This is a genomic window from Candidatus Nitrosocosmicus agrestis, from assembly GCF_008389435.1.
Lineage (GTDB): Archaea > Thermoproteota > Nitrososphaeria > Nitrososphaerales > Nitrososphaeraceae > Nitrosocosmicus > Nitrosocosmicus agrestis.
The window spans coordinates 37,469-61,589 of the sequence record NZ_VUYS01000022.1 but is presented as its reverse complement, the minus strand read 5'-3'; the positions used below and the strand labels follow the sequence as shown (position 1 = coordinate 61,589).

26 protein-coding genes are annotated in these 24,121 nt (G+C 33.0%); 17 read left to right on the top strand and 9 right to left on the bottom strand.

Annotation, left to right across the window (positions count from 1 at the left end):
* Nucleotides 1-220 precede the first annotated feature (220 nt).
* The gene (locus F1Z66_RS13120; protein ID WP_159357586.1) at nucleotides 221-1,066 is read left to right on the top strand and encodes a CHAD domain-containing protein; all 846 of its coding nucleotides are present in this window, start codon (nucleotides 221-223) and stop codon (nucleotides 1,064-1,066) included.
* Between the two features lie 601 nt (nucleotides 1,067-1,667).
* Here the strand turns inward: F1Z66_RS13120 and tmk (F1Z66_RS13115) are convergent.
* Nucleotides 1,668-2,435, bottom strand: coding sequence for a dTMP kinase (gene tmk, locus F1Z66_RS13115; protein ID WP_149864079.1), 768 nt, complete (start codon nucleotides 2,433-2,435; stop codon nucleotides 1,668-1,670).
* A gap of 27 nt (nucleotides 2,436-2,462) precedes the next feature.
* A complete protein-coding gene (gene tmk, locus F1Z66_RS13110) occupies nucleotides 2,463-3,158 on the bottom strand; it encodes a dTMP kinase (RefSeq protein WP_149864078.1) in 696 nt (231 codons plus the stop codon).
* A 1,420-nt stretch (nucleotides 3,159-4,578) separates the two neighbouring features.
* Between tmk (F1Z66_RS13110) and F1Z66_RS13105 the strand changes: the two genes are divergently transcribed.
* Nucleotides 4,579-5,391, top strand: coding sequence for an undecaprenyl-diphosphate phosphatase (locus tag F1Z66_RS13105; protein ID WP_149864077.1), 813 nt, complete (start codon nucleotides 4,579-4,581; stop codon nucleotides 5,389-5,391).
* Nucleotides 5,392-6,048: 657 nt separating this feature from the next.
* Nucleotides 6,049-6,474 carry a hypothetical protein gene (locus tag F1Z66_RS13100; protein WP_149864076.1) on the top strand — a complete coding sequence of 142 codons (426 nt, stop codon included), beginning with the start codon at nucleotides 6,049-6,051 and terminating at the stop codon, nucleotides 6,472-6,474.
* 118 nt (nucleotides 6,475-6,592) lie between these two features.
* On the opposite strand, the gene F1Z66_RS13095 is transcribed toward F1Z66_RS13100, so the two are convergent.
* Entirely contained in the window at nucleotides 6,593-6,919 is a 327-nt protein-coding gene (locus F1Z66_RS13095) for a reverse transcriptase-like protein (protein WP_149864075.1), read from the bottom strand.
* Nucleotides 6,920-7,638: 719 nt separating this feature from the next.
* Here F1Z66_RS13095 and pstS point away from each other — a divergent pair.
* The 6 genes from pstS (at nucleotide 7,639) to F1Z66_RS15665 (ending at nucleotide 12,744) form a co-directional block, all read left to right on the top strand.
* Nucleotides 7,639-8,697: a phosphate ABC transporter substrate-binding protein PstS gene (pstS, locus tag F1Z66_RS13090; RefSeq protein WP_159357587.1), complete on the top strand. Its 1,059-nt coding sequence runs from the start codon at nucleotides 7,639-7,641 to the stop codon at nucleotides 8,695-8,697.
* A 92-nt stretch (nucleotides 8,698-8,789) separates the two neighbouring features.
* Nucleotides 8,790-9,797, top strand: a complete 1,008-nt coding sequence (gene pstC / locus F1Z66_RS13085; RefSeq protein WP_201448628.1) for a phosphate ABC transporter permease subunit PstC — start codon at nucleotides 8,790-8,792, stop codon at nucleotides 9,795-9,797.
* Between the two features lies 1 nt (nucleotide 9,798).
* Nucleotides 9,799-10,719: a phosphate ABC transporter permease PstA gene (gene pstA, locus F1Z66_RS13080; RefSeq protein WP_149864073.1), complete on the top strand. Its 921-nt coding sequence runs from the start codon at nucleotides 9,799-9,801 to the stop codon at nucleotides 10,717-10,719.
* An 88-nt stretch (nucleotides 10,720-10,807) separates the two neighbouring features.
* Entirely contained in the window at nucleotides 10,808-11,728 is a 921-nt protein-coding gene (pstB, locus tag F1Z66_RS13075; protein WP_149864072.1) for a phosphate ABC transporter ATP-binding protein PstB, read from the top strand.
* 38 nt (nucleotides 11,729-11,766) lie between these two features.
* Nucleotides 11,767-12,417, top strand: a complete 651-nt coding sequence (locus F1Z66_RS13070; RefSeq protein ID WP_149864085.1) for a phosphate signaling complex PhoU family protein — start codon at nucleotides 11,767-11,769, stop codon at nucleotides 12,415-12,417.
* Nucleotides 12,418-12,579: 162 nt separating this feature from the next.
* Nucleotides 12,580-12,744 carry a hypothetical protein gene (locus F1Z66_RS15665; protein WP_154670567.1) on the top strand — a complete coding sequence of 55 codons (165 nt, stop codon included), beginning with the start codon at nucleotides 12,580-12,582 and terminating at the stop codon, nucleotides 12,742-12,744.
* Nucleotides 12,745-12,761: 17 nt separating this feature from the next.
* On the opposite strand, the gene F1Z66_RS13065 is transcribed toward F1Z66_RS15665, so the two are convergent.
* Entirely contained in the window at nucleotides 12,762-13,385 is a 624-nt protein-coding gene (locus F1Z66_RS13065) for an HD domain-containing protein (RefSeq protein ID WP_149864071.1), read from the bottom strand.
* A gap of 153 nt (nucleotides 13,386-13,538) precedes the next feature.
* Between F1Z66_RS13065 and F1Z66_RS13060 the strand changes: the two genes are divergently transcribed.
* Complete coding sequence (locus tag F1Z66_RS13060) at nucleotides 13,539-14,090, top strand: hypothetical protein (protein ID WP_149864070.1); 552 nt, start codon at nucleotides 13,539-13,541, stop codon at nucleotides 14,088-14,090.
* Between the two features lie 4 nt (nucleotides 14,091-14,094).
* On the opposite strand, the gene F1Z66_RS13055 is transcribed toward F1Z66_RS13060, so the two are convergent.
* The gene (locus F1Z66_RS13055) at nucleotides 14,095-14,607 is read right to left on the bottom strand and encodes a hypothetical protein (RefSeq protein ID WP_149864069.1); all 513 of its coding nucleotides are present in this window, start codon (nucleotides 14,605-14,607) and stop codon (nucleotides 14,095-14,097) included.
* A gap of 111 nt (nucleotides 14,608-14,718) precedes the next feature.
* Between F1Z66_RS13055 and F1Z66_RS13050 the strand changes: the two genes are divergently transcribed.
* Together F1Z66_RS13050 and F1Z66_RS13045 are read left to right on the top strand one after the other, a co-directional pair.
* A complete protein-coding gene (locus F1Z66_RS13050; RefSeq protein ID WP_149864068.1) occupies nucleotides 14,719-15,756 on the top strand; it encodes a DNA double-strand break repair nuclease NurA in 1,038 nt (345 codons plus the stop codon).
* On the top strand, nucleotides 15,753-17,213 hold the full coding sequence (locus F1Z66_RS13045; protein WP_149864067.1) for an ATP-binding protein: 1,461 nt from the start codon (nucleotides 15,753-15,755) through the stop codon (nucleotides 17,211-17,213). Before F1Z66_RS13050 ends, F1Z66_RS13045 begins: the two co-directional genes overlap by 4 nt.
* Here F1Z66_RS13045 and rtcA read toward each other — a convergent pair.
* Both rtcA and F1Z66_RS13035 read right to left on the bottom strand, forming a co-directional pair.
* Nucleotides 17,206-18,276, bottom strand: coding sequence for an RNA 3'-terminal phosphate cyclase (gene rtcA / locus F1Z66_RS13040; RefSeq protein WP_149864066.1), 1,071 nt, complete (start codon nucleotides 18,274-18,276; stop codon nucleotides 17,206-17,208). The genes F1Z66_RS13045 and rtcA overlap by 8 nt on opposite strands.
* Before the next feature lie 75 nt (nucleotides 18,277-18,351).
* The gene (locus tag F1Z66_RS13035) at nucleotides 18,352-18,867 is read right to left on the bottom strand and encodes a nicotinamide-nucleotide adenylyltransferase (RefSeq protein WP_159357588.1); all 516 of its coding nucleotides are present in this window, start codon (nucleotides 18,865-18,867) and stop codon (nucleotides 18,352-18,354) included.
* Between the two features lie 118 nt (nucleotides 18,868-18,985).
* Here F1Z66_RS13035 and F1Z66_RS13030 point away from each other — a divergent pair, with 118 nt between their 5' ends.
* Nucleotides 18,986-19,381 carry a hypothetical protein gene (locus F1Z66_RS13030; RefSeq protein WP_159357589.1) on the top strand — a complete coding sequence of 132 codons (396 nt, stop codon included), beginning with the start codon at nucleotides 18,986-18,988 and terminating at the stop codon, nucleotides 19,379-19,381.
* 22 nt (nucleotides 19,382-19,403) lie between these two features.
* Here the strand turns inward: F1Z66_RS13030 and F1Z66_RS13025 are convergent, their stop codons facing one another.
* Entirely contained in the window at nucleotides 19,404-19,964 is a 561-nt protein-coding gene (locus F1Z66_RS13025) for a hypothetical protein (protein ID WP_149864063.1), read from the bottom strand.
* Nucleotides 19,965-20,051: 87 nt separating this feature from the next.
* A complete protein-coding gene (locus tag F1Z66_RS13020; RefSeq protein WP_149864062.1) occupies nucleotides 20,052-20,315 on the bottom strand; it encodes a 4a-hydroxytetrahydrobiopterin dehydratase in 264 nt (87 codons plus the stop codon).
* A gap of 251 nt (nucleotides 20,316-20,566) precedes the next feature.
* On the opposite strand from F1Z66_RS13020, the gene F1Z66_RS13015 reads away from it, so the two are divergent.
* From F1Z66_RS13015 to F1Z66_RS13000, 4 genes are all read left to right on the top strand, one after another.
* Nucleotides 20,567-21,424, top strand: coding sequence for a carbon-nitrogen hydrolase family protein (locus F1Z66_RS13015; RefSeq protein WP_149864061.1), 858 nt, complete (start codon nucleotides 20,567-20,569; stop codon nucleotides 21,422-21,424).
* 234 nt (nucleotides 21,425-21,658) lie between these two features.
* Entirely contained in the window at nucleotides 21,659-22,870 is a 1,212-nt protein-coding gene (locus F1Z66_RS13010) for a thiolase domain-containing protein (protein WP_230207563.1), read from the top strand.
* 18 nt (nucleotides 22,871-22,888) lie between these two features.
* On the top strand, nucleotides 22,889-23,281 hold the full coding sequence (locus F1Z66_RS13005) for a Zn-ribbon domain-containing OB-fold protein (RefSeq protein WP_201448630.1): 393 nt from the start codon (nucleotides 22,889-22,891) through the stop codon (nucleotides 23,279-23,281).
* A gap of 77 nt (nucleotides 23,282-23,358) precedes the next feature.
* A complete protein-coding gene (locus F1Z66_RS13000) occupies nucleotides 23,359-23,991 on the top strand; it encodes a Snf7 family protein (RefSeq protein WP_149864060.1) in 633 nt (210 codons plus the stop codon).
* Nucleotides 23,992-24,121: the final 130 nt, after the last annotated feature.

The window sequence follows — 24,121 nt, the reverse complement described above, 5'->3', positions numbered from 1 at the left end:
ATACAAATACAAATACAAATACAAATACAAACCATAGCATATGTATTCTGAAGGTGTTCTGTTTCTCGTGTTCATAAAAGAGATGGGATATCTTCAAGCTATAAGATTTCCTTAAGTGAACAGAGCCAAATAATTAGATTAAATACTTAAAATAGTATAATAGTCAATACCTTTGCATATGCTTGGATATTTCTATATTCACTACGATTTAGAGATTCATATGGATAACTGTGTTAGAAATATCAAAAGAGTCTATTCAAAGCTGGAAAAGTATCTCGAGAATCCAACTGAAGAAAGTATTCATGATATGCGTACTACTTTGCGGCGATTAGAATCCACATATCAATCAAGTCCAAAGAAAATCCGCAATAACAAAAAGATGCGAGCTTTTAATGATACAGGTAAACATCTATTTAAAATTAACAGCAAAATAAGAGATATAGATATTATACTTCGTAAATTGTCAACTGATGGTAAGATGACAGAGGAACAATTAGAACCCTTCGAACATTCTCTTACTCAGGAAAGAGATCGTCAATTAGTTGAAGCTAGAAAAGTTGCATTGGAACTGCAAGATATTACTGTTCCAAAAATATATGATAAGGATGAAATAAGCAGAAAATTAGAGAAAAAATTCAGACAGAAAATCACAAAAAATGCGGGAAGATTAAAGGTCAATATCGAAAAAAAGACCCCCTTAGTCATTTCCGATGTAAGCAATGTTGGTGAATTACACGAAGTTAGAAAGGATACCAAGAAACTTCGGTATCTAATTGAACTCATATTGCCTAAAGACCATGATAAATCTGATAATAATACAATCAAAAATAACATCAATGCATCTCACAAAGAGATGAGTTATGAAATATTGGAACATCTTGAGAAGATACAAAAAATGTTAGGTGATATCCATGATTATGATATAGTTATTGACTACCTGAATCAAAATACATCAAATAAAACTGCCGTATCTGATACACTTAAAAACATTGTGAGAAATAGGGAAATAAAATACATGGAATTTGTGGACTATGCTAAATCAAGGAGGTTGATTTCAAGTAAATAAGAATAAATTTAACGTTACTTTAATAGAGGTGGCTAAAAGAATAAAGACAGAACTTGGACGTAATTCTATTCTCATTTTTGATGAGAATGAATAATATTTGCAAAATTTGATAATTTGGTAAATTAACTATTGTAGTTAAGGTTCCGCTGGAAACAATTCTGGATATAATCATATAATACTGGTAATTATGATTGATTGTACTTTTGCACTGGAGTACATTGAGATAAGATGATTGATTGCTCAATAGGATAGGAATATTATTAGTAACGTCTAATTCCATTCTACAAACTGATTGCATTCGCATTTGGGGATGATCACAAGTTAAACGATTACTGAGTCATCCAAAATCATACCTGTGACCATATCTGTGACGACAACAGTTCATACACAGCTTCCCTTCTTCTGGGTAGATTTTTGCATTCTCTGTGCTGATGATCTAATATCTATAATATGAAATTTATTCATTTTCTTTATAGTTTCTATAAAGCATAATGATCACTATATTAGTCTTAGATCATATTGTATTATTATATTGAAAGTTCAATCTTTTTGATATTGAATATTTTATCTAAAAATATAGAAATATGAAAATTAGATTTGCTTAAGTTATTGTACCAGTCTTCTTCCTGTTTAGATATTCACTGATTTTTGATTCAATTTCTTCATAAATCTCATCTATTTCCTTGTCTCCATCAATATTTATTAAACCATATCTATTTTGCATCATCTTAAATTCCTTCTTCAATAAATATTGATACTTTATAAAAGAATTAAAAATATCGTCTGAAATACCCAGATCTGCTCCTGACTCATAATAATCAAGAGATTTGTTTTTCTTGAATACTCGATGAATTAGGTTGTAAGGATCTACATTAAGGTAGAAAATCAAATCAGGTTTTATAGCAAAGCTGTGCAATTGGTGAAGCCAATTTTTGTTAATTCCTCTTACTGAACTTCTTGCAATTAATGTGTATATGTATCTGTCGGCAATTACTACAAAACCCGCCTTAAGTGCAGGGATTATTTTGTTCTCTAGTTGATCCGCAAAATCTGCCGCATAATATAGTGCCATAGTTCTCCTTCCAACGTAATTTCTTTTGGCTTCTATGATTCCTTTAGATATCAAATCAGACCTTTTCAAACCTGTATTGACGACAGCATGTCCATCAGACTCCAATTTTTCTGTAATTTTTTGAATCTGAGTGCTACGTCCTGAAGCATCTGGTCCCTCGATTACTATAAACGAGCCGGTAATTTCGATATCCTTTAAATATTTAATACCAGACGGACCGATAAATTTAATTTTTTTATTATCTTTATCGGTGACAAAAGGAGGAATGTTTTTTCTGTTTGATATTTTTGTCGTCATAATAGTCTATATCCCCTATCTAATCCTCTAAGCGATATTACCTTGAATTTTATTATTTTCTTTCAGTATTTTCAAAACGTGTTTTCTCACTACACTCTGTTGTTTTTCTATTCCTTGAGTACCATCAATTACAACAAAATTTTCGTCATTAACCATAGATTCATACTCATCAACAATTCTTCCTTGAAATATTCGATAACTTTCGTATTCGTCTTTACTCAATCCTAAATCCATTCCAGCCTCATAATGCTTTAATTTAGGTCGGCCAGATATGATCCTATTGACAGCAACTTCAACCGGTACTCTAAAGTAAAACGTTAGTTCTGGCTTTCGGGCATAACTATACATGTTCCTTATCCATGTTCTATCGCATCCTCTAACAGTGTCTCTTGCAAAAGCTGTATAGATATATCTGTCAGCAAGAACAATATAACCCGCCCTTAATAATGGATATATGTTTTTTTCGTATCTGTCAGCAAAGTCTGTAGAATGAAGAAGCGAAAAAGTCATAGGTGTTAGCCGAGCTTTCTTCTTTCCCTTTGAAGTAATTTCCCTAACTGTTTCTGATGAATTCCACTCGGTAAAAAAAACGTCATATCCTTTGGACCTTAGCCATCGGTCTATTAAATGAATCTGTGTTGATTTCCCGGACCCATCCACACCTTCAACAACAATCAATATTCCATTTTCATTCTGATTCTTTTTGGAATTAATTTTTTTCATGACTTGCAATCACTAATCACCTATAATTACAATGACTCAATGCACAGAATAACAAAAAAATCTATATGATCTCATGTTCGCTACCTATGATAAATAGTGGATATATATAACTTGTATCCCTGTGAAGCATATGGAGATATAGGAAATTTGATCTCTAGGCGATTTTTATAGAAATGGACCAATTAAATACAGACAAGTCCAATTATGTTTTCCCACTGTGCAGTATATCTTCAATCTAACTGTTCTTTTGCAAAATATCATCAATTATGCTGTGAATATTGCAACCCATCTACTTCATGAAATGAATCTGCTCTTTGAATGGGAGCCCATTTTCTCAATCAATCTTTCTATGCAGTCAAGTCATATTTAGAATGGGAATAATTATATTTATTATTGGTCAAAAAAAGAAGTTATTATTGCTTAGGTTGATTGTTTAAGTGAATATCTATATGATGCGAATGTGTTACCTCGACCAACTTATTTCTTATCTTAAATCATGGATGAACTATGACTTATATCTAGTTTAGCTTAATTTAAAAAGTCCATTTATCCAATATGTCATAATTTTTTAGGATAATAATGGATTCTTATAGGGAAACTACAATAAGCATTGATATTATTTACTTTTGATAGTGGATATTACTTCCTGCAACACTTTCATATGGAATTCGAGTCCACTAACACCTCTACAAACTTAGCTGTATACTTTATATAAATCATAATTTTCAAAATGGATATCTAATTACCAAATTTCTTTGATTCCTTGTGTTTCTATATCAATGAACATTGATGGTACTAACTTCTGCGTTTCCAATGGGAAGATAGAGTACATTAGCGTTCTTAATGACAGAACTATAAAAAGTTATAAAGTTCTGCATAAATTCATTTGGTCGAAGGAAGGTATATACTCTACTTCGGATTATTGGATGATTTTTTCTGATTGACGATGGATATGAAGCAATTGTACATTTGAATTAATATCGTCTGCCCCCATTGCCAATTGCTTTACAACATGTATAATTTATGCTTTCCTGACCTCATTGATCATATTTGATACTTGTTCGACTATGTTAGGTGAAAGTTGAGTCAGGAGAAAAAGTCTATCAGTATTACTAAAATCTTTCAGACTCTGGTTTATTATAGTCAATTTGCATTACTTCTGCATCTGGAAAGCCTATCTTTTTAGCATTTTCAATCGAATGAACCGCAGCTCTTAGAATAAAGTTTGCAGAATCCCTGGATAATTGTTTGACAACTTCGCTTCCTACTGTACCCTAGCATTATAACTAGAATCGTTTCTTTCATGCTAGAATATCTTCACTAATTTCTTTATTATTGGTGAAAAGAAATAGTCAATCCATAAGCATCAGGTAAGAAGCATTTTATATCAATAAATTAATCTAATTTGCAAGTATCAGCAATGACTGTCGACGTTATTCAATCCCTTATCTTGGGTATAGTACAGGGCATAACTGAATGGCTTCCCATTTCAAGTTCGGGACATCTTGCTCTCACACAACTGCTCTTTAATATTAAAGTGCCGGTTTTCTTTGATTTAATTCTTCATATAGGAACCTTAGCGGGTGTCATAGGCTTTTACAGAACTGATATTTTGAAGATTTTAAAGTCAGTAGTATATCCACGTTCATTAAACGCCGAGGAAGCTAAATATTATCGTAATCTATTGATGTTAATAATTATTGGAACCATTCCCACAGCGATAGTTGCTTTTTCACTACGATCGTTATTTGAATTTTCATTTTATGATTTCTTTTTACTATCTGTTGGATTCTTAATAAGTGGTGTTTTTATTTTTATAACTAAATTCTTTAAAAAGGGTTCAAAAAGTATTGGAAAATTCGATGCTTTTCTAATAGGAATAGCCCAGGGTTTCTCTGTATTCTCTAGTATTTCTAGAAGTGGTATTACTATTTCATTAGGAATGATGAGGCAAATAGACCATTACCAGTTGGTTAAATTTTCATTTCTCTTATCTATTCCGTCAATCATAGGAGGTTCGGTATTTGATTTTGTACTAATGGATGATGCTCAATTATCTACTATCAATGATATTCATATATCATCGTACATTGTTGGCTTTTTATCCGCAGCAATTGTTGGATATATTACAATAAAACTACTCATAGATATCATTAACAGAGGCAAATTGTATTATTTTGCTTATTATTGTCTAGCGTTAGGAGCGATTTTGTTGATTTATTCCATGCTTTGACTGTATCTCTTTTTGCAGTGAAATTTGCTCGAATGATTTTTATAAGTAGTCTCAAAAGTCTGTTAAAACAATACTATTCACATAACTATCAATAACTACTCTGTGAAGTAAAAATGCATCTCTATATTGATACAAAAGAATTATTATATATAATCCACTGTTCATGGGTAGTAGAATTTCCAAACCATGGACAATTACTTTTCAGTAATAGAATATTACATTAAATGTTTGTTATAAAGATCTATAGAGTTGAATTAAAGTTAAATCTTGTTCTAATCAATGATTAACTTTCGAACTTTTGGATTGGCAAAATAGATATTTTACTATATGTTTTCAAAGCATAATACTTTTTCATTTGCACAATATACTAATTTGCATTACTGTGAATTAAGAAATTGATTTAATGATAATTCGAAAGTGAGTATAATTTGAAACTCGGAGTCAAAAATTTAGCTAACGGAATTTTTTGGACATTTCACATGTTTAGACAATCGTCGAGCTACCTATACCTTTGATTGATTAAATCAAAAGATATTGAAACGGCCATTTTTCTCAACTGCTTGTTTGGGCTAGATGCTGAAAAACATCAAAAGCAGATCCATTAACTATATTTAACATTTAGATAACTGATTAATATATTAGATATTTAAGACAAGTATGGAAGAAAGACAATTTCTCCATAAATTGTGCGCGATAGCACTACAGGTTGATATTTCTATCGAATTTGCTGGCATAATGGATTCGAATGGCAAACTTTTGGTTGGAAAATCGAGAAATAAATTTAGTTATCATGATATTTACAAAAAAAGAAAAAATAAATATCTACAAAGAAATACTAAAACATATGGTAAAGCTATTTTTAAGGAACAGAATATTTCAGTAAATAACATAAAAAGTATTGTGTCTTTGCAATCCAGTCTGGTTGACGATCAAGTATTGTTTAGACTCATTAACCTAAATGATGATATGTTTTTAGCCTACATGCCCATAAATGAATTGAAAAACAAATTCTTGTATATCTATTTTAAAACTGGTGAATACATCGAAGATGTATTGGTGCGACTAGATTCAGCATTCTCATAAACACATCTTTGGCTGCATTGTTTATCTGAGAAAACTTTTAACTATTTTTTGACCGTGTTGTAACCCACATGTCTTATTTAGTTTCAATCTAACAATAAAAAAGATAAAAAAAAGACCGTTATTCTATAATAACATGGTTCAATAAAGTAGTGGGTTCTCTCAACTTGTTCTCTTTTCTTAGTATTTCTAACAATTTACCTGCTTTGTTGTTATTTCTTCTTAGATAATAAAATACCAATACACATGAAATCTTTTCCATTATTCTAATTATTGAATTATAGATCCGCTTAATGATATCGTATTTTACTTTTGATTTTCTGTTTAATTGTTCTATTGCTGATTTTGAATCACTTCTAATAACTATTATTTTTTTCTTACCTTTTCTTTTGAACTTTTTTCTAATTGTTTTAAGATTGTCAGAAATTGCAACATATACAGCTAACATTTACATTCTTTGAACCCCAAAACGTTCGTTCTTCTTATATGGCTTTAATGTCCTTATCTTGCTCTTATTTTGAAAGTGATTGTGCACGAAATATATCCAGAAGGTGAACCATCTACATCAATTGCGATGTGTACGTTGCCAATTTAATTTTGTATTGAGAATGTGTGAATATAATTATTCTTTATATAGTTGTTATAAAATGCATGATCTAATTATCTTGAATAAGCGCTTTTTGTATTCTTACAAAACTCCATGCGATAATGCAACCTTAATCGCGAATAATTTATAGATTGATACTTTTATTAGTTATTATTTTTGTAATCTATACAAATGACACCGATGTCCATCATCAATACCGATGAATGAACACTGGGTCATAGATAGAAAAGAGTAATCTTAGTTTTCAGTTGATGAACTTAAAAATTGTCATAATCATCTATATAGACTATGCTTCCAATTCGTTACCTCAGAAGGGACTTAACAATTATTTGGTTGCAAAAACTATCATAAATGGATAAGCATTCTATTTCAAATTATTTAAAACCATACATTCAAGAAAATTCTTAATTCTTGATTTTCATTTGAAGTCTCTTAATTGTGATAGATTAATTTATACTATATAGTATATGGACAATATATAGTAAATTGATTAATAGTCATATTCTTATACAATTTCGATGGTTAATCTAAAAAACTGTACGATACTAGGTGTATCGATTTTGGCTTTATCACTTTTAATTCCGGTTTATACAAACTCTGTTAATGCACAAGTAACTATAAATGGAGCGGGTGCTACTTTTCCATTTCCATTAATAGATACTTGGAGAGTTGAATATAAAAATGTCAATCCGGATGTGAATATTAATTATGCTTCAATAGGAAGTGGTGGCGGTATTAAACAGTTTATTGAAAAAACTGTAGACTTTGGGGCAACTGATGCTCCGCTTTCTGCCTCTGAATTTGAGAAAGCAGGTAATGCAGTTCATATTCCTGAAACAATTGGTTCAGTAGTTTTAGCCTATAATCTGCCGGAAGTTACCACTCCACTTAAACTAACCGGCCCAGTCATTGCTGACATATTTATGGGAAAAATCACAAAATGGGATGATACAAAAATCAAAGAAATTAATCCTGGAGTAACCTTGCCATCCGAAGACATTATATCTGTCCACAGGTCTGACGGTTCAGGCACTTCATTCGTATTTACAGATTACTTGTCCAAAGTAAGCCCAGAATGGCACGACAGTATTGGAGTAGGAAAATCCGTTCAATGGCCAAGTGGAATTGGTGCACCAGGAAATGAAGGTGTAGCAGCATCAATTCAAGGTTCACCTTATTCGATCGGATATGTGGAATTGGCTTATGCACTTACTACTCAAATGACTTATGCATCAATACAAAACAAGGAAGGTAACTTTATTGCTCCCTCTTTTAATTCAACCATGGATGCAGTAAGCTCAGCAGCAGGAACATTGCCTGAAGGCTCACAATCGTGGACTAACGTGACACTAACAGATTCATCTGGTCCAAATTCATATCCAATATCTAGCCTGACCTACCTTTTGCTCTACAAAGACCTAAGCACTAATCCTTCGGTAGATGAACAAAAAGCAAGATCATTAGTAGACTTTGTTGAATGGGCTATAACCGACGGACAGCAATTCTCAGAGTCGCTTGGTTACGTGCCTTTGCCTCAATCGGTTGTAGATATCAATGAACAAACATTGAAATCTTTAACCTTTAAAGGAACTCCAATTCTCTCAAACTCTACTAGCTAATTTTTTTATTTTTTTCTATATAGTATAATATAGTCTATATTAATTATATATGTAAAACATATTATCAAATAGTTTTCTTTTAATGATATACCTTGCCTCTGAAAGAATCTAAATATAGTCACGCTGATCTTGTCCAAAAACTCGATTTAAGAACAAAAAAGAAGTCTTTTTTTGGAGACAAATTTTTTAAAGGGTTGGTCATAGGGGCCTCGCTCTATACTTTGTTAATGGTTGCCTTAGTATTGTTTTCCTTGGTTGACGGTTCATTACCGATTTTCGTTAAGGAAGGATTTAATTTTGTTATAGGAACTAATTGGAATGCGGTAGAAGGACGTGAGTCATTTGGTGCACTACCATACATTGTAGGTACACTAGTTAGCTCCGCTATTGCTATGGCCATTGCAGTCCCAATAAGCATAGGAATAGCGATATTTATAAACGAAATGATCCCAAAAAAGATGAGTATCGTTTTAGCATTTGTAGTTGAATTACTGGCTGCTGTTCCAAGCATTGTTTATGGACTTTGGGCATTATTTGTATTTAGGTTCTGGATAAGGGATTTCGTTGAAGAACCACTTCACAACTCATTGGGGCATGTTATACCCTCATTTGCAAAAGCACCATTTGGTTTGGATGTGTTTACTGCTGGAATAGTCTTGGCAATCATGATTATTCCAATTATTACTGCGGTTTCACGAGAGGTCATAAAGGCCATTCCTCATTCACAGAAGGAAGCTGCATATGCCTTGGGAGCTACTAGATGGGAAATGGTAAAAGCTGCTATTTTACCTCCTGCAAAGACTGGTTTAATGGGTGCTTCTTTTCTAGGGTTAGGTCGAGCAATTGGAGAAACTATGCTAATTACCTTAGTTATAGGAAATGCGATTGGCTTGGCTGCTATTCCTACGTCATTGTTTTCACAGAGTCAAACACTATCAAGTATTATTGCAAATGAATTTAATGAAGCTGCAAACGATCTGCATCTTTCGGCACTGATTGGTCTGGGGCTAGTCCTTTTCATAATTACGATATTTATAAACATCATGGCAATTTTCATTATTTCACGAGTTTCAAAGTCTTATTCTAATTTGAGGGAATAATATGAGCAAACACGATAGTAACAAAAGAAAAAACTACAAGTCAATTATTCAAGACACCATCTCGAAAAATGCATCTCGTCGAAAGACAAAGAATAATCTAATTACAGTACTGTTATTTTGTTTCGTAGTAATAGCCATTATTCCATTAGGATCCATCTTAATAGAGATTATCAAGAATGGTGTTGGTGCTCTTAGCTTTGAATTTCTATTTGAAGCTCCGGGTTCAATAGGTTCCGGAGGCGGTGGAATTGGACCCGCAATTCAGGGAACGTTGCTTGTTGTAGCGTTTGCTACACTGATTGGGGCACCAGTGGGTGTATTGGCAGGTGTATATCTATCTGAATATTCTGACTCTAGCAGAACCTTTGCCTACGTTCTTAGACTATTTAATGATGTTTTGACAGGAATTCCTTCGATCGTAATTGGTATAACTGGATACATTACACTAGTCCTTACATTGGGTTCATTTTCTATTTTGGCGGGCGCGTTTGTTTTGTCTATTATAATGATTCCAATTATTGCAAGAGTTTCTGAAGAAACGCTTAAACTTGTTCCCAATAATTTGAGAGAAGCTGCATATGGGTTAGGACTTCCAAAGTGGAAGGTCATATATCATGTTGTAATTAAAGGTTCTAAAAGCGGTATATTAACTGGAATAGTACTTGCTATATCCAGAATCACTGGAGAAACAGCACCTTTGATCATGACTATATTAGGAACCAGTCTTTTCTTTAGCGGATTTAATTCTCCTGTTGACGCACTACCTTTGAGAATATGGAGACTTGCTTCCCAACCATATCCGTCTGCACATGAACAAGGATGGGGCGCCGCACTGCTATTGATATTAATAGTATTATCATTAAGTATCATATTGAGAATGTTTGCACAACAAAGACGCATAACCTTTAAGTCAACAACATAATCTACTTTTTCTATATAATTCTATATATTTCGTATAGATAAGGATTATTATGAATTTCTGAGATTAAATAGAGTGTCTCGTGGGCAATATGATTGATTTTTTAAAGTCTCCTATAAATAAAGAATCTAACTCTTCATCATCTCCTGTTATTAATTCTGAATTTAGACGCGAATCTTCTGAAATTAACGCTAATATTCCTTCCCAATCCAAATCTCAATCTGAAAGAACTTATATCGCTGATCTCAAAATAAATAATCCAAAATTATCTGTTCAATCCCTAAAGGCATACTTTGGTGGAAAAATCGCTTTAAATGGTATTAATCTTGACGTAAAAGAAAACTGTGTTACCGCATTGATTGGTCCTTCAGGATGTGGTAAAACAACGCTCTTAAGATGCATTAATAGGATGCACGAGTTGACTTCAAATGCAACTGCAGAAGGAAAAATTGTTCTAGATGGTATAGACATTTACGACAAGCAATCAGATCCCGTTCTTATCAAAAGACGAATGGGTATGGTATTTCAAAAGCCAAATCCTTTCCCTACCATGAGTATATTCGATAATGTTGCAGCCGGCTTGAAGTTAAACGGTGTTAAAGACAAGAATCTTATCAAAGATATTGTTCATGATAGTCTGCAAGGCGCCGCATTATGGGAAGAAGTAAGAAATGATCTTGATAAACCCGGTATAAGCTTGTCTGGTGGTCAACAACAAAGACTATGTATTGCAAGAGCATTGGCGATGCAACCCGAGATATTATTGATGGATGAACCAACGTCTGCACTAGATCCAATTGCATCATCAAAAATTGAAGAATTAATACACGAATTAAAGAAAAATTTGACCGTAGTTATTGTAACGCATAATATGCAGCAAGCAGCTAGAGTTTCAGATTATACTGCGTTTATGTATTTGGGCGAATTAATTGAATTTGGTACTACAGATCAAATATTCAAGTATCCAAAGAAAGAATTGACTGAGAGGTATATCTCAGGCAAATTCGGATAGTCTACTTTAAAAAGCATTTCAATTAATTTTTGGTTAAAGTGGTGAGACTACTTGATTTAGGGCTAACCAAGGTTAGCAGTGTTGTCTTTGATATGGCTATTTTGGCTGAAGGCACTGTAACTAAAGCAGTTACTTCTTACAACGATGATGATACCTCAACAAAAAAGGAAATTTTTGAATCATCCGCCAAACTCAGATTCCTTCAAGATGAAGTATCTGAATTGACAATAGAACTTATCGCTAGGTTTCAACCTGTCGCAACTGATTTAAGGTATATAAAATCTTGTATGGAGCTTTCTTATGGTTTTTCAAGATTTGGAAGATATGCTTATGACATAATAACTGTGCTAGAAATTTTGGGTCCTTTGCAACATTGCGATAAATCAGCTGTAATTAGAATGTCCAAGCTTGTTTTAGAAATGATGAACCTTGGGGTGTCGGCTCTTAGACTTAGAGATAACTCTAATCTGAATAAAATATATGAAATGGAGGAAATGGTTGATGTATTATATCGTAAAAGTTTGCGTGAATCATCTCAATTTGTACATCCAAACAATTATTCTGATAATAGATGTAATATCTCAAATGCATTGATATTGAAATATTTAGAACGCATTTCTGATCATGCTTGCTATATAGCGGATTCAGTCAATTATATCGAGACTGGCATGGCAAGTCCCAGAAGATAAAATCCGATATGATAATAGACTAGAGAGAGATAGAAATGAATGCAATCAGACCATAAAACAATTAGTCAAATATCTCTGTATTACTCGACAAGTCGCAAAATTTATCTTTTGTATAAATATAAAAAATAAGCTTAACTATGTTGTCGCGATAAATAAAATAAAATGAATAATTCAAACCATAGCTACAGCAATGACGCTAACAACGATAAAAATACCAAAGAAACAAAAAAATGCATTATTTGTGGATGTACTGGACACTCTTTGTTTGGATGTATTTCTCACTGGAGAGGACATAAGGAAAACAATGGATTATGCAATAAACAATAACTGCTTCTATATTCATATCACTTTAATTCATACAATGCAATTACCAACTTTAGTAGTATTTTCTCATTGATGGATTCTGCCAATGGTATAAAGTATTTTTGTGTTTCTTCCTTTGTTCTTGCTATTTTATCTTTTCTTCTTGAATTCTTTAGCGATCTAAGGTCGTCTAATCTTTCAGCTAAAATAATATTCTTGATCAGACTATCTGTTTGCTTTATCATGTTAAATTGCTTCTCTATTTTTTGCTCCTCGCTCTTAGTGCGCTCCTGACTGTAGTATTTGCTAAAAAAAGAAACCGTTTTGAAAGCTTTTTCTCCTAATTCTGCTTTTATGTAATCTTTCGTCTCTTTATTTATGTCGTGTTTAATGGACAAGTCATGAACAAGTGCGGCACATACCAACTCCGAGTCACCCTCTTTCATTTCTTCATTGAGAATTAAAGCGACCCTTATTGAATGGTTTATTTGAGGTTCAATCTTGTCGTATTGATATTTTCTTGTCATGTCGCTATGGACCCTCAAAGCTAAACCAAAAGCCTTTGAGATTTTTTCTACATCATTCATAGAGTTTTCGAAAGGCCTTAATAATTTAGAAAAACCTGTTTTAATAAAACTATTTTTATTGTTATTATCTTTATCCATTCTTGACGACTTGACCTATAAATTTTGGCAATTCATCCTTTAATTTACTTTTCATCCTGCTGGTATTGATCGAATTATCCCTATGAATGACATTAAAATCTAGATATACATTCATAAGTTTATAATATTTTATCACTTTATTGATTATATTTAATGATCTCCGATAATCCAAGCAATAACAACGTTGTAAATGTATCTGTTCAATTTAATGATATTAGAGTCCAATTCAGCGGAGAACCAGAAAATGTTCTACTCTCGACTATAACCTTCCTCACAAAAAACATACCCGAACTTCGCCTAGCTCAGAAGATTTCCTTAAATTATTCTATCTCAGAGCTAATTGATCAATACTCTTCCATTATCAAAATAACACCCGAAGGTCCCAAGATTTTGCCCAATTTGTCTGAAATACATGGTAAAAAATTTTCGGATAAAGAAATTGTCATGCTATATCTGTTGGGGTCAAAAATCGCTCATGAATTAGGCGAGGTATCTGATAAATCATCTCCTATTTCCGATATCCAATCAAGCACAAATTTAAATCCAAAATCAATAAGCTCCAGATTGTCCGAATTAGTTAAGGTTGGATATGTAACTAAAACTACAAACAAGGAGTCGCAATCAGAATCTGTGGGATATTCTATAACTACAATAGGAATCAAATGGTTAAACGATGTGATAAGTAAAAAAATAAGTCCAAAATAACCGCTTATTTCTCAAATAATGGTTTTTTCTGTATGTACCTATAATTTCTTAAAGTTCCTACTCTACTTAGTATCCCTTCTCTAACCATATCACTAAGAGAATGTGATACAGCAGTTTTATCATAATTATATCCCATTTTTGATAACTCTTGATGAACTTCGATAAGTAATCGCTCACTTTCAAAAAACTTTTCATAAAACATCTTTTCGATTAAACTCCTGCAAGTATTCCCATTTTTGGCTAGCTCTTTTAAAGATATACCATTTCTCCTTTGGTTATTACTCGATAAAGCACCATCAATGTTGTTTTCAATTCTTGATTTCAAATTATCTAATTCAATTCTTAGCCTTTCAATTTCTTTATTTGTATTTGTATCTGATCCAGCAAGTGAAGCAATGTCTATACCAGTAAGTACATTTTCAACCACGCTCTTGACTTTGTCTTCAGTACATGTGATTTCAACCTCCCAGTCTTTGTACTTTAATTTTATCTTTGTTTCTAAAGACAGTTTTGACATGGCTTCACTCATACCAATATTAAATATGCACATACTACTTGATAAACGTGTTGTTGGACAACATGCACAACATGAACAACATTTATTAGGATGCAATTGTTGTTGAACAACATGAATAATCAATTAAATCTTCATGATCTAGAATCAAATATTGAATCTATGAAAAAGTCGTTGATCAATAGCTTCAGCAATTCGTATTTTTGCAAAGATTATAAAAATTTAATTGAAAATAAGAAATTAGTTTTCATTGATGATGAGGAAAGTATCCCGATCCAGAACTGGGGGCTCCACTCAGAAAAGTATACCAATGTTAAATTCCACAGAATTGAACCAATAGGTGTCGAAAAACTAATTTTTGGAATTGATTCAAGTTGCATTAAAATCGCAGAAGTTGAAGATGGAGGATTGTACGCCGTAAAGGGGGCTATTTGCATATCATTTAAAGGAAAACCTATTGCACATTTGAAAATTGGTCCATTATTGTTTTATATAAATGAAGAAGTCCTTAGTAACTTGCGTTTTGATCACAATATTTCTAAATTAATCCTTTTTAACGATGACTATGCAAAAAAATTTCTACGAGTTAATATCGAAAGATATATCCAATACTGGATAACAAAACTAGTTTCAGGATCAATTATATTAGTTGATGGATCATTAAAATCGTCTGTATTTGAAAATGATTTCTACAACATTTCTAAAATAATTGAAAATTCAGTTCTTAACAGAAACTCCATAGTAGGTATTAGTAAAAGCTCTAAAATTAAGATACTAAAATACATGTCATATCCTCTCATTAAATCAAGTATCTCTTCTTATGTGGAAATCAATTCAATTATTAGAAGTTTAATTTCAAAATCTCATGGTGAACATCTTTTAGTCAAGTTATCCAGTAATGAATATTCTAATATTTTAAGGGCAGATGTAGTTTCATTCGATAACGATCTAAATAATACTTTAGGAACGTTACTCTACAATGAGCTAATAAGTAAGGGCTATCCTAGTTCGCTCTATCTTTCACATCATGTTTCAATTTTTTCTAATACTGAATTGGCCAGTATTAAGAGTTTTATCAAATCAAATTACTGTGTCAAAGAAATCGCTCATGAAAATGCAAGAGCCTCTGTGCTAGGAACCGCCTGGAGATGAAAATCCTCTCAAAGAACGGAGATGAAATCCTTCTACTAGCTGTAACTAATGATTTTGCTAACAAGGGTGATTATTTTATTATTGAAGACATAATTGCAAACAAGAAATTACTAGTGCAATTTTACGATGAAGAATATTTTTCATCGTCCACCTTAATAGATGAAATAATAAAAGACGAAGTCATTTCAAAATTCAGCTCCGAGAATATTTTCGATCCTTTGGAAATCAACAATCTTTCTCAGATAATAAGGGATGTTAGGATCTTTAAAACAAAGATCAGAGGATCTATTAATGAGATGAACCAGCTATCAACAGACGTTGATTGGGTCCCATCCCGGGTAAATTCAAATATTGTAAAGATCGGTCTAAAAGAAATAAATTCCCTTTTAAATAAAAGTATGAAATATCCAATTTCACTAGGAAAATGTGGCGCTAATAATGAGGAGTTTGAGATTTTTGCCGAGGATTTAGATGGGAAGCTGAACATCATAACAGGCAAAAAAGAAACAGGCAAGTCTCATCTTTCAAAAATATTAATGAAGTCTTTGGTTCAATATGGTGCATATGTAATAATTTTCGACCTAAATAATGAATACAGCGGTTTATCTTGCAATCTAGATGGTAAACCTTCATTTATCAGCAAAAAGTTGTTCTTGTTAAACCCGGGAAAAGAGTTAAAATTCAATTTGACATATTTTGGTAAACCATCAATATCAAATATGTTAAGAAATGCTCTGGATATGCCCTCCGCATCCCTTAGAGAGTTTTTTAGGATTTGGGATTCTCTAGAAAATAAAAAAGTGTTATGTATTCCTGAATTGGGAAAAGCTTTTGGTTCCTGGACAATAAACGAATTGGTTAGGGATGCCTTATTATCTAGATTTCATATTATTAATTCATCCAGATTATTTTCCACAACAAATTCGGTTAATGAGAAGGGGTTTAGATTTGAGGATATTATCAAAGGCAATCCTAAAGGCGCAGCACTAATCATCAATATGAGTCGAATCTCTCCGGTAGTAAGACGGATGATCGTAGAGTTGGTAATGAATAAGCTTATTGAATTGTTGGAAGGCTCAGTCATCCCGCCTGTTTTCATTTTCGCCGAAGAAGCCCAATTATATATTCGAGATACATACTGGGAGGATCTCATAACGCGAATGCGGCATTTTGGTATATATTCGACATTTATTACAAATCAACCTGATGCGATCAATGACACTATCTACAGACAAGTCGATAATATTTTTTTATTTAATTTTACAAATGATGCAGACTTGGAGAAAATATCTAAAGTATCTCTACTGGATAGCTCGACCATCAAATCATTAGTCAAGACCCTATCCCATCGCAACTGCTTGGCTATAGGTAAAGCCGTTTCAAATCTACCCATGGTTGTAAAAGTGAATTCGGTTGATATGATGACACTGGGCGAAACAAAAAAATTTTTTAAATAATTGGATTACCTGTAACAGTAACGATATACTCCTTTTCAGCAATTTTTTCTATTTTATATGAAATATCTATAATTACTTTTATCAAATCAAGATTAGTAACTAGATGTCGGGTAACTTCTGACACTTTGAATCGAGATGTTCCTTTAACAAAACTCAATGGTAGAACCAACATATCGGCTAAATTCGGATCAATACAGGCACGGGATTCATAATTTGAAATGAATCTTGCTGCCGCATTGTATCCTATTGTTTCTGCCTTTATGCCTTTCTCGCCTATCGAGTCAGATCCCAGATAAATACCGGATTCCGAGCTGCTATAAATTAATATCGATGATCCCGGGCTACTTGAATTCTCCAACCCTGATTTATGTTTAAAGTGTTTTATTCCTTTTTTCTCTAATGTTGTAATTGCGTATTCTATCTGTCTTTCCGGGACATGTCTTGGCAAATTGCTAGCGGTGCTTATAATGCTTGGCTCAGTCTCTTTGAAATTGCAAAAATCTATAGAGTGAAGATCTTCTGATACTTTTTTTATTTCAACATCTACAATTCCTTGACCTTTAGGATAATATCCTCTTTTTTGTACATCTAAATCAAATACAATCCCGATCCTTAAGAATGCGTCTCTTAGTACATAACGGACATAATCAATAGTAGGGCTATGTTTTACGTCTGTACCCCCAGTTAATCGTATCTTTAGATCTCTTTTTGAAATGGCTATGGCCGGAATTATTGATTGTATCAATAGTGGTATGCTTCCAGCTGTTCCTATATCCATTGTCAATGTGTTATTCTGAAATTTACTTTCAGTATCCGGTTTTTCTTTCATGGTGGAATTGAATTTAATCCATTGTGCGCCCAGTTTCACATTCTCTGTGCATATATTAAATATTTCAGAAAGTAATTGGATAGTTTTAACATGTTGTTGTTTTAATCCAGAATCCTTCCTATTAGCTCGGATATTGGATACTTCAATCGGTATTCCTGTCAATGCGGAGATCGTGGTGGAACTTCTGAGGATTTGGCCCCCACCTTCTCCTATTGATCCATCTATTGATAACATATTAATTATTCATCTGATGGGTTTAATCACGTACATGCAGTAGTATTTTTTGTTATTTTACTATCTTCCAGTACATCATTTGTTTCCGACCATTTCATATAGTTTCTTTATCCTATCTACACCTTTGAAAGAATCAATCAAATTTATAGTTGAATTTAATAAAAGCTCTTGCCAATCGTGATCCTTTGCTATTCGTTGCCTTACTTCAGTGGCCGACATATTTTCTCTATTTATCATTTCTGGCCTAAATATTTTCATTCCTCTCTGGTCATATAACATATAAGTAAATGGATCATTAGTGAATACCATATCATAACTAGGAACTAATAAATCCACATGGCGAGTCCAAAGTGCATGTGTTCCTGTATCTGGTACAGGTATCACAATAATTTTATTCAAATTTTCCGGATCCTCTTCCACTATGGCTTTTCTAATCATTTCAATTCTCTCTCCGGCCGTAAAGGGATTTCTGTACTCAAAACTCTTGTCCGAACTTCCAACAGCTACAATTAACTCATCTGTCCTCTCACAGCACCATTTGAGAGAATGAAAATGTCCTATGTGTAGTGGTTGGAATCTGCCAATGTACAAACCTCTCTCCAATACTTTTTTTAGATTTTATTCGATTAAAAATATATCTAAAATTGATTCTCTTTTCTATTTGTATATAAAAAGTTATTATATATTATTTTACTAAATAATTCTAGTTTTGTCGTGCAGTAGATTTGGACGGGAAGCAGAGTATATTACCGGACTATTTCTTTCCAATAATGATTGGTTAGTTTTTTTTTCAAAAGGAAGTAGAGGACCTGCTGATATAGTTGCAAAACGGTATGATTTACTTTTATTAATTCAAGTTAAATCAAGCACAAAAATTCCTCGAATTCGTGGAGGGGAAATTCATGATCTTCTACAAATGTCTAATGGCATTCGTAATAGCTATCCTATATTAACACTAGTTCACCCAAATTTAGATTGCAATACTAATGCCAATACTATTGTGTTTGGTAATTATTTACTTAATTTCTTTCTTTTACCCGAATGGACTAGTATTAATCCCATACAAACTAAAACCCTGACATTTAACAACTTGCCAAATAATTGAAATCAATATTTTAAAGGATCTTTTATATATCCTTGAAAGTCTTCCAAAATTCTTTTACAAATTTTTCGTTCATCTTTATAGAATTAATCGAAAATTCTTTCCAAAATTCTATCATGGTAAGAACATAAGTCTGAATCGGATTTTCATATGGATTCTTTACAGTCTGATCCTCAATATTGCCTTTTTCATGTAATTCACTTCTAGTTTCGTGTTTTTTGTCTTCATACTTTACTTTCTTTATGAAATCATATCCTGACACATGATCGGAAACAATTGCCTTAATTTCATCAGTATTGAGATCTTTACTGGCTCCGCATATGATTAATTCCGAGGCTAACGGTAAGTTCACTACCTTTAATTGTTCGTAATTAAATACCACTGATTCTAGAGTTCCTAAATCAGTAAATCTTTTACCGGCTTCTATTAAATGAGGCGTTTGGTTAATACTTAATTTTATTTCATTTTCATCAATCTTATTATGTTGACTGATGCTTGTATCTTGACTACCATCTTTTGTTATGCTAACAAAATTTATTCGAGGCTCATGCCTTAAGATTTCCTTTGAGACCTGACTCGCGCTCATTACTTTATTTTCTTGTAGCCCGGACTATATATTTACATTCTTTTTCTATATTAATTATTGTTGGATTGATCAGAGAAAATCATTAAATTACATTAGTTCATCTATTTTTCTTGCTAAAGTTATATCATTCTTGCTGATACCATTGATATCATGTGTTGTTAACTCGATATCTACATTATTATATACTATCCGTAGGTCCGGATGATGATTCATTTTTTCAGAAATCAAAGCTACCTTTGCAACAAATCCAAAAGCTTCCACAAAGTCCTTAAATTTTAGACCTCTTTGTAATTTATTATCTACTCTTTTCCAATATTTCAGGCTTTCAATTTCACTTTCTAAGTCATTCATACGATGAATCTTATTTAAAAATAATTAAACATTATCCCACAGAATAAACTTACTCCAATTGGTCACCCATACTATAGCACATGTTTTTCTTATTCTTTTTACATGATATTCTATGAAGAAATAAGGTAGCAATTTTTATTGATATGTTTTTATTTTGTCTTTAATCTGTTTGATTTGCATGATTTTTAATTCCATGAAACTTAAACCTTGTGATTAAATTTAATATTTGCTTGATTTTATCATCAATAATTATGGTTAAGGTTTCGATAGTACAAATGATGTCTTCTCAAGATAAAGAGAAAAATTTGCAATACTCTCTTGAACAAATTAATCAATCTGCAAAAAATTCTGCCAAGATCATATGCTTTCCTGAATTTCAAATGGCTTTTTCTCCTTCGTCCCAAACCGGTGAAGAATTATTTTCAATTTCTGAATCTATAGATGGAAATTTTGTTTCCGAACTAAAAAAGAGTGCAAAAGATAATAATATTTTTGTTGTTGCCTCAATTTATGAACGCGCAAATCAAAAAGATATTATCAGTTCAAGAGTTGTAAAAAAGAAAAGAGAGTCTGTTAAAGATTCATTTCGTGTCTTCGATACCGTAGTATTAATAAATAATCAAGGTAAATTGATTTCGTCTTATAGAAAACTGCATCTTTATGATGCGTTAGGATTCAGAGAATCCAACAAGTTGATGGCAGGAAATAAGTTATTTGCTCCTGTTTCCTCACCTTTGGGCAAGATTGGGGCTTTGGTGTGCTATGATTTGAGATTTCCAGAATTATCTAGAATACTTACACTTAGAGGCTCTATTTCCCTTATTGCTCCATCTGGTTGGGTTCAAGGCACTATGAAAGAAGATCATTGGTTAATAATGTGTAAAGCAAGAGCAATAGAAAACGGTGTTTATTTGATCGCACCAAACCAAATTGGAAATATTTTTTGTGGTAGAAGCTTGATAGTAGACCCATTTGGTGTGGTAGTTGTGGATATGGGCAATAAAGAAGGATTTGAGATCGTTGACTTGGATTTAGATAGGATAGATTCCACCAGAAATAATCTGCCTTTGCTTAAAAATAGACGTAAAGACTTGTATAAGCTAACATAATCTCTAATTACTACATTTAGGTTTGATACTATTGGATAAGTACAAATATTGGCAAGAACGAGAAAAATGGCCTTGTTCTGATATGTGTGTATTGTCTATACCGGAAATATTGAAAACTTGTAATCAATTTTTGCAAGATTTCTGGTGATAAAATACTGCAATGAATACATAATACTTATTGCAGTATTTTAATGCATTTAAAGCTACTAATCTAGAACTGTAGATTGTTGTTTTATGGAAGCACTTTACATTTTTATTATGCTAAAGCCTTTTTCTATAATATATATGGGTGAAAAGGTCTATGTTCTTGGCGCTGGAAGCACAAAATATGGTAAACTAAATGAGAGTATCATTGAAATAGCTTTGAATGCTTCGAGAGACGCCATCGATTCGGCAGGCATAACTCCAAAAGATGTAAAGGCCGGGTATATTTCAAACGTTTTTGGTGTAGCAGACAAACAGGTACATATGGCTCCCGTAATAATGAGCAACCTTGGGATCCCAGACGTTCCAGGATTAACTATCGAATCGGCATGCGGATCAGGCTCTGTAATGTTTAGAGAAGCATTTGCAAATGTATCTGCAGGATTCTATGATTGTGTTTTAGCCTTGGGGGTTGAAAAAGTTACTCATACTAGTACTGTTGAAAGTACTACCCTTTTTTCTTATTGTTCTGATTTCTTTTATGAAGGTGGTAATGGCGCTTCATTTCCTGGTTTGTTTGGCTCAATGGCTCGTGCATATCTTGCAACGTATGATGCCACAGAGGAAGACTTGGCTAGAGTTGCTGTCAAAAACCATGAAAATGGGTTATTGAATCCAAAGGCACACGTTAAGAAGAAGATAACTGTTGAAGATGTATTAAAGTCCCCCGTTGTAGCGTCACCGCTAAAACTATATGATTGCTGTCCTTTTTCGGATGGGGCATCTGCTGTAATATTGTGTAACGAGGAGTTCGCAAAAAAGAGTGGTAATCCATACATAGAAGTAATTGGCTCAGGAAGAGGCGCTTCTCCTGCTTCCGTACAGTCTAGAAAGGATATTACTACAATTCCAAGTACCGTAGAAGCTTCAAGACAGGCGTATAAAATGGCCAACTTGACTCCAAAAGATATCGATTTTGTAGAAGTTCATGATTGTTTTACTATAGCTGAATTAATCGATATAGAAGACCTGGGCTTTTTTCCTAAAGGATCAGCTGCTCAGGCGGTGAGGGAAGGACGAACTAGATTAAACGGAGAGATTTCAGTTAATCCGTCTGGTGGATTAAAATCGAAAGGACATCCTATTGGAGCAACTGGGGTTGGTCAAGTTGTTGAAGTTTTTGAACAGCTTACTAATAGAGCTGGAGAGAGAACTGTTAAAGATGCCGAGATAGCCATGACTCACAATTTTGGTGCAACTGGAGCAAGCGCAGCAGTTCATATTTTTAAGAAAATTAAATAATTTGTGTGTGATATTTAATTGGGCGAGTCAAAGTCAAAAAGTCTGAGTCCTCGTGAACTCTTTATAAAATATGCAAAGAATGGCGAAATACTACTTAATCAATGCACCAAATGCAATAATATCGTGCTGGAAACTGTTTATTACTGCGATAAATGCTTTGCCAAGACTTTTAAACAAATGCCGTATAAAGGAAAGGGAAAAGTAGTTACTTACACAATTCAATCAGTTGTCCCTGAGGGATTTGAAGATGCAAATTCATATGCATGGGTAATTTTTAAACTAGATGATTGCGATGTTAACGTTTCTGGATTTCTGCCCGATATATCCTCCCCTTCAGACTTGCCTATTGGGACCAAAATTAAAGTGGTTGATTTTCACGATAACCATGGACTAATCCTACAAAAGGACTAATAACTTGATTTACTAGCAAGCTAAAATTAATCTTCCTTTTTGTTTATAGAGTTTAACATTTGTTTTTAACAAATGTTATGAATACAAATCATGAGATGGAAAAAAGTGGCCAATTGTATTATGACGTGAATAGTGCTGTATCAGTGATAAATACACAAATTTCACAACTTAGGATGATAGACAAAAAATTTTCAAACATTGATGCTAGTTTTACCTCTAAAATAACCCAAAATATAAAAACGGGAAATAATGCTCGAGCCAATATTATAGCAAACGAGTTATCAGCTATGAGGCGTCTTAGAAAGAACACTCAAAATGCAAGTTTAGCATTAGAAGTAGTTGCAATTAGATTTACCACTATAAACGAATTTTCAGCAATTATGGATACTATTAACCCTACAGTTGAAATGTTACAAGATATACAAAAGGATCTCTCAAAGGCTGTGCCCTCAGCAACCAACGTCCTGACTGAAATCCATTCTTTGACAGGGGATGTATTAATCAATTCTAATATTGATGCTGATGCTGGCAAGGTTGGATCTGTTGTCGATAAAGATGCCTTGGCCATACTAAGTGATGTTCAAAATAGTCTGGAAGATGAAGCAAAAGAGAAACTGCCTGAGGTTCCAGTATCTGTTATTTCTAAAAGACCTTCTATTAATTTGAAAGACGATATCTTAAACAATGGTCAAGTTTTGTTAGAAGGCTAATAAATACCGCAGTCAAACCTGGCAGTCTTTCATCTAGTAGTTTTATTTATATACTAATAATCAGACTGCTTTTCTAATTGAGGTTTACTTACTTGCCCCCTTCTGAGGCTAAACGCGGAGTTTTGGAATC

Bases quoted from the DNA above. Each gene is read 5' to 3' on its own strand.
- F1Z66_RS13120 (WP_159357586.1), top strand. From the start codon at position 221: ATGGATAACTGTGTTAGAAATATCAAAAGAGTCTATTCAAAGCTGGAA.
- tmk (WP_149864079.1), bottom strand. From the start codon at position 2,435: ATGACGACAAAAATATCAAACAGAAAAAACATTCCTCCTTTTGTCACC.
- tmk (WP_149864078.1), bottom strand. From the start codon at position 3,158: ATGAAAAAAATTAATTCCAAAAAGAATCAGAATGAAAATGGAATATTG.
- F1Z66_RS13105 (WP_149864077.1), top strand. From the start codon at position 4,579: ATGACTGTCGACGTTATTCAATCCCTTATCTTGGGTATAGTACAGGGC.
- F1Z66_RS13100 (WP_149864076.1), top strand. From the start codon at position 6,049: ATGGAAGAAAGACAATTTCTCCATAAATTGTGCGCGATAGCACTACAG.
- F1Z66_RS13095 (WP_149864075.1), bottom strand. From the start codon at position 6,919: ATGTTAGCTGTATATGTTGCAATTTCTGACAATCTTAAAACAATTAGA.
- pstA (WP_149864073.1), top strand. From the start codon at position 9,799: ATGAGCAAACACGATAGTAACAAAAGAAAAAACTACAAGTCAATTATT.
- pstB (WP_149864072.1), top strand. From the start codon at position 10,808: ATGATTGATTTTTTAAAGTCTCCTATAAATAAAGAATCTAACTCTTCA.
- F1Z66_RS15665 (WP_154670567.1), top strand. From the start codon at position 12,580: ATGAATAATTCAAACCATAGCTACAGCAATGACGCTAACAACGATAAA.
- F1Z66_RS13065 (WP_149864071.1), bottom strand. From the start codon at position 13,385: ATGGATAAAGATAATAACAATAAAAATAGTTTTATTAAAACAGGTTTT.
- F1Z66_RS13060 (WP_149864070.1), top strand. From the start codon at position 13,539: ATGATCTCCGATAATCCAAGCAATAACAACGTTGTAAATGTATCTGTT.
- F1Z66_RS13055 (WP_149864069.1), bottom strand. From the start codon at position 14,607: ATGTCAAAACTGTCTTTAGAAACAAAGATAAAATTAAAGTACAAAGAC.
- F1Z66_RS13050 (WP_149864068.1), top strand. From the start codon at position 14,719: ATGAATAATCAATTAAATCTTCATGATCTAGAATCAAATATTGAATCT.
- F1Z66_RS13045 (WP_149864067.1), top strand. From the start codon at position 15,753: ATGAAAATCCTCTCAAAGAACGGAGATGAAATCCTTCTACTAGCTGTA.
- rtcA (WP_149864066.1), bottom strand. From the start codon at position 18,276: ATGTTATCAATAGATGGATCAATAGGAGAAGGTGGGGGCCAAATCCTC.
- F1Z66_RS13025 (WP_149864063.1), bottom strand. From the start codon at position 19,964: ATGAGCGCGAGTCAGGTCTCAAAGGAAATCTTAAGGCATGAGCCTCGA.
- F1Z66_RS13020 (WP_149864062.1), bottom strand. From the start codon at position 20,315: ATGAATGACTTAGAAAGTGAAATTGAAAGCCTGAAATATTGGAAAAGA.
- F1Z66_RS13015 (WP_149864061.1), top strand. From the start codon at position 20,567: ATGGTTAAGGTTTCGATAGTACAAATGATGTCTTCTCAAGATAAAGAG.
- F1Z66_RS13010 (WP_230207563.1), top strand. From the start codon at position 21,659: ATGGAAGCACTTTACATTTTTATTATGCTAAAGCCTTTTTCTATAATA.
- F1Z66_RS13000 (WP_149864060.1), top strand. From the start codon at position 23,359: ATGAATACAAATCATGAGATGGAAAAAAGTGGCCAATTGTATTATGAC.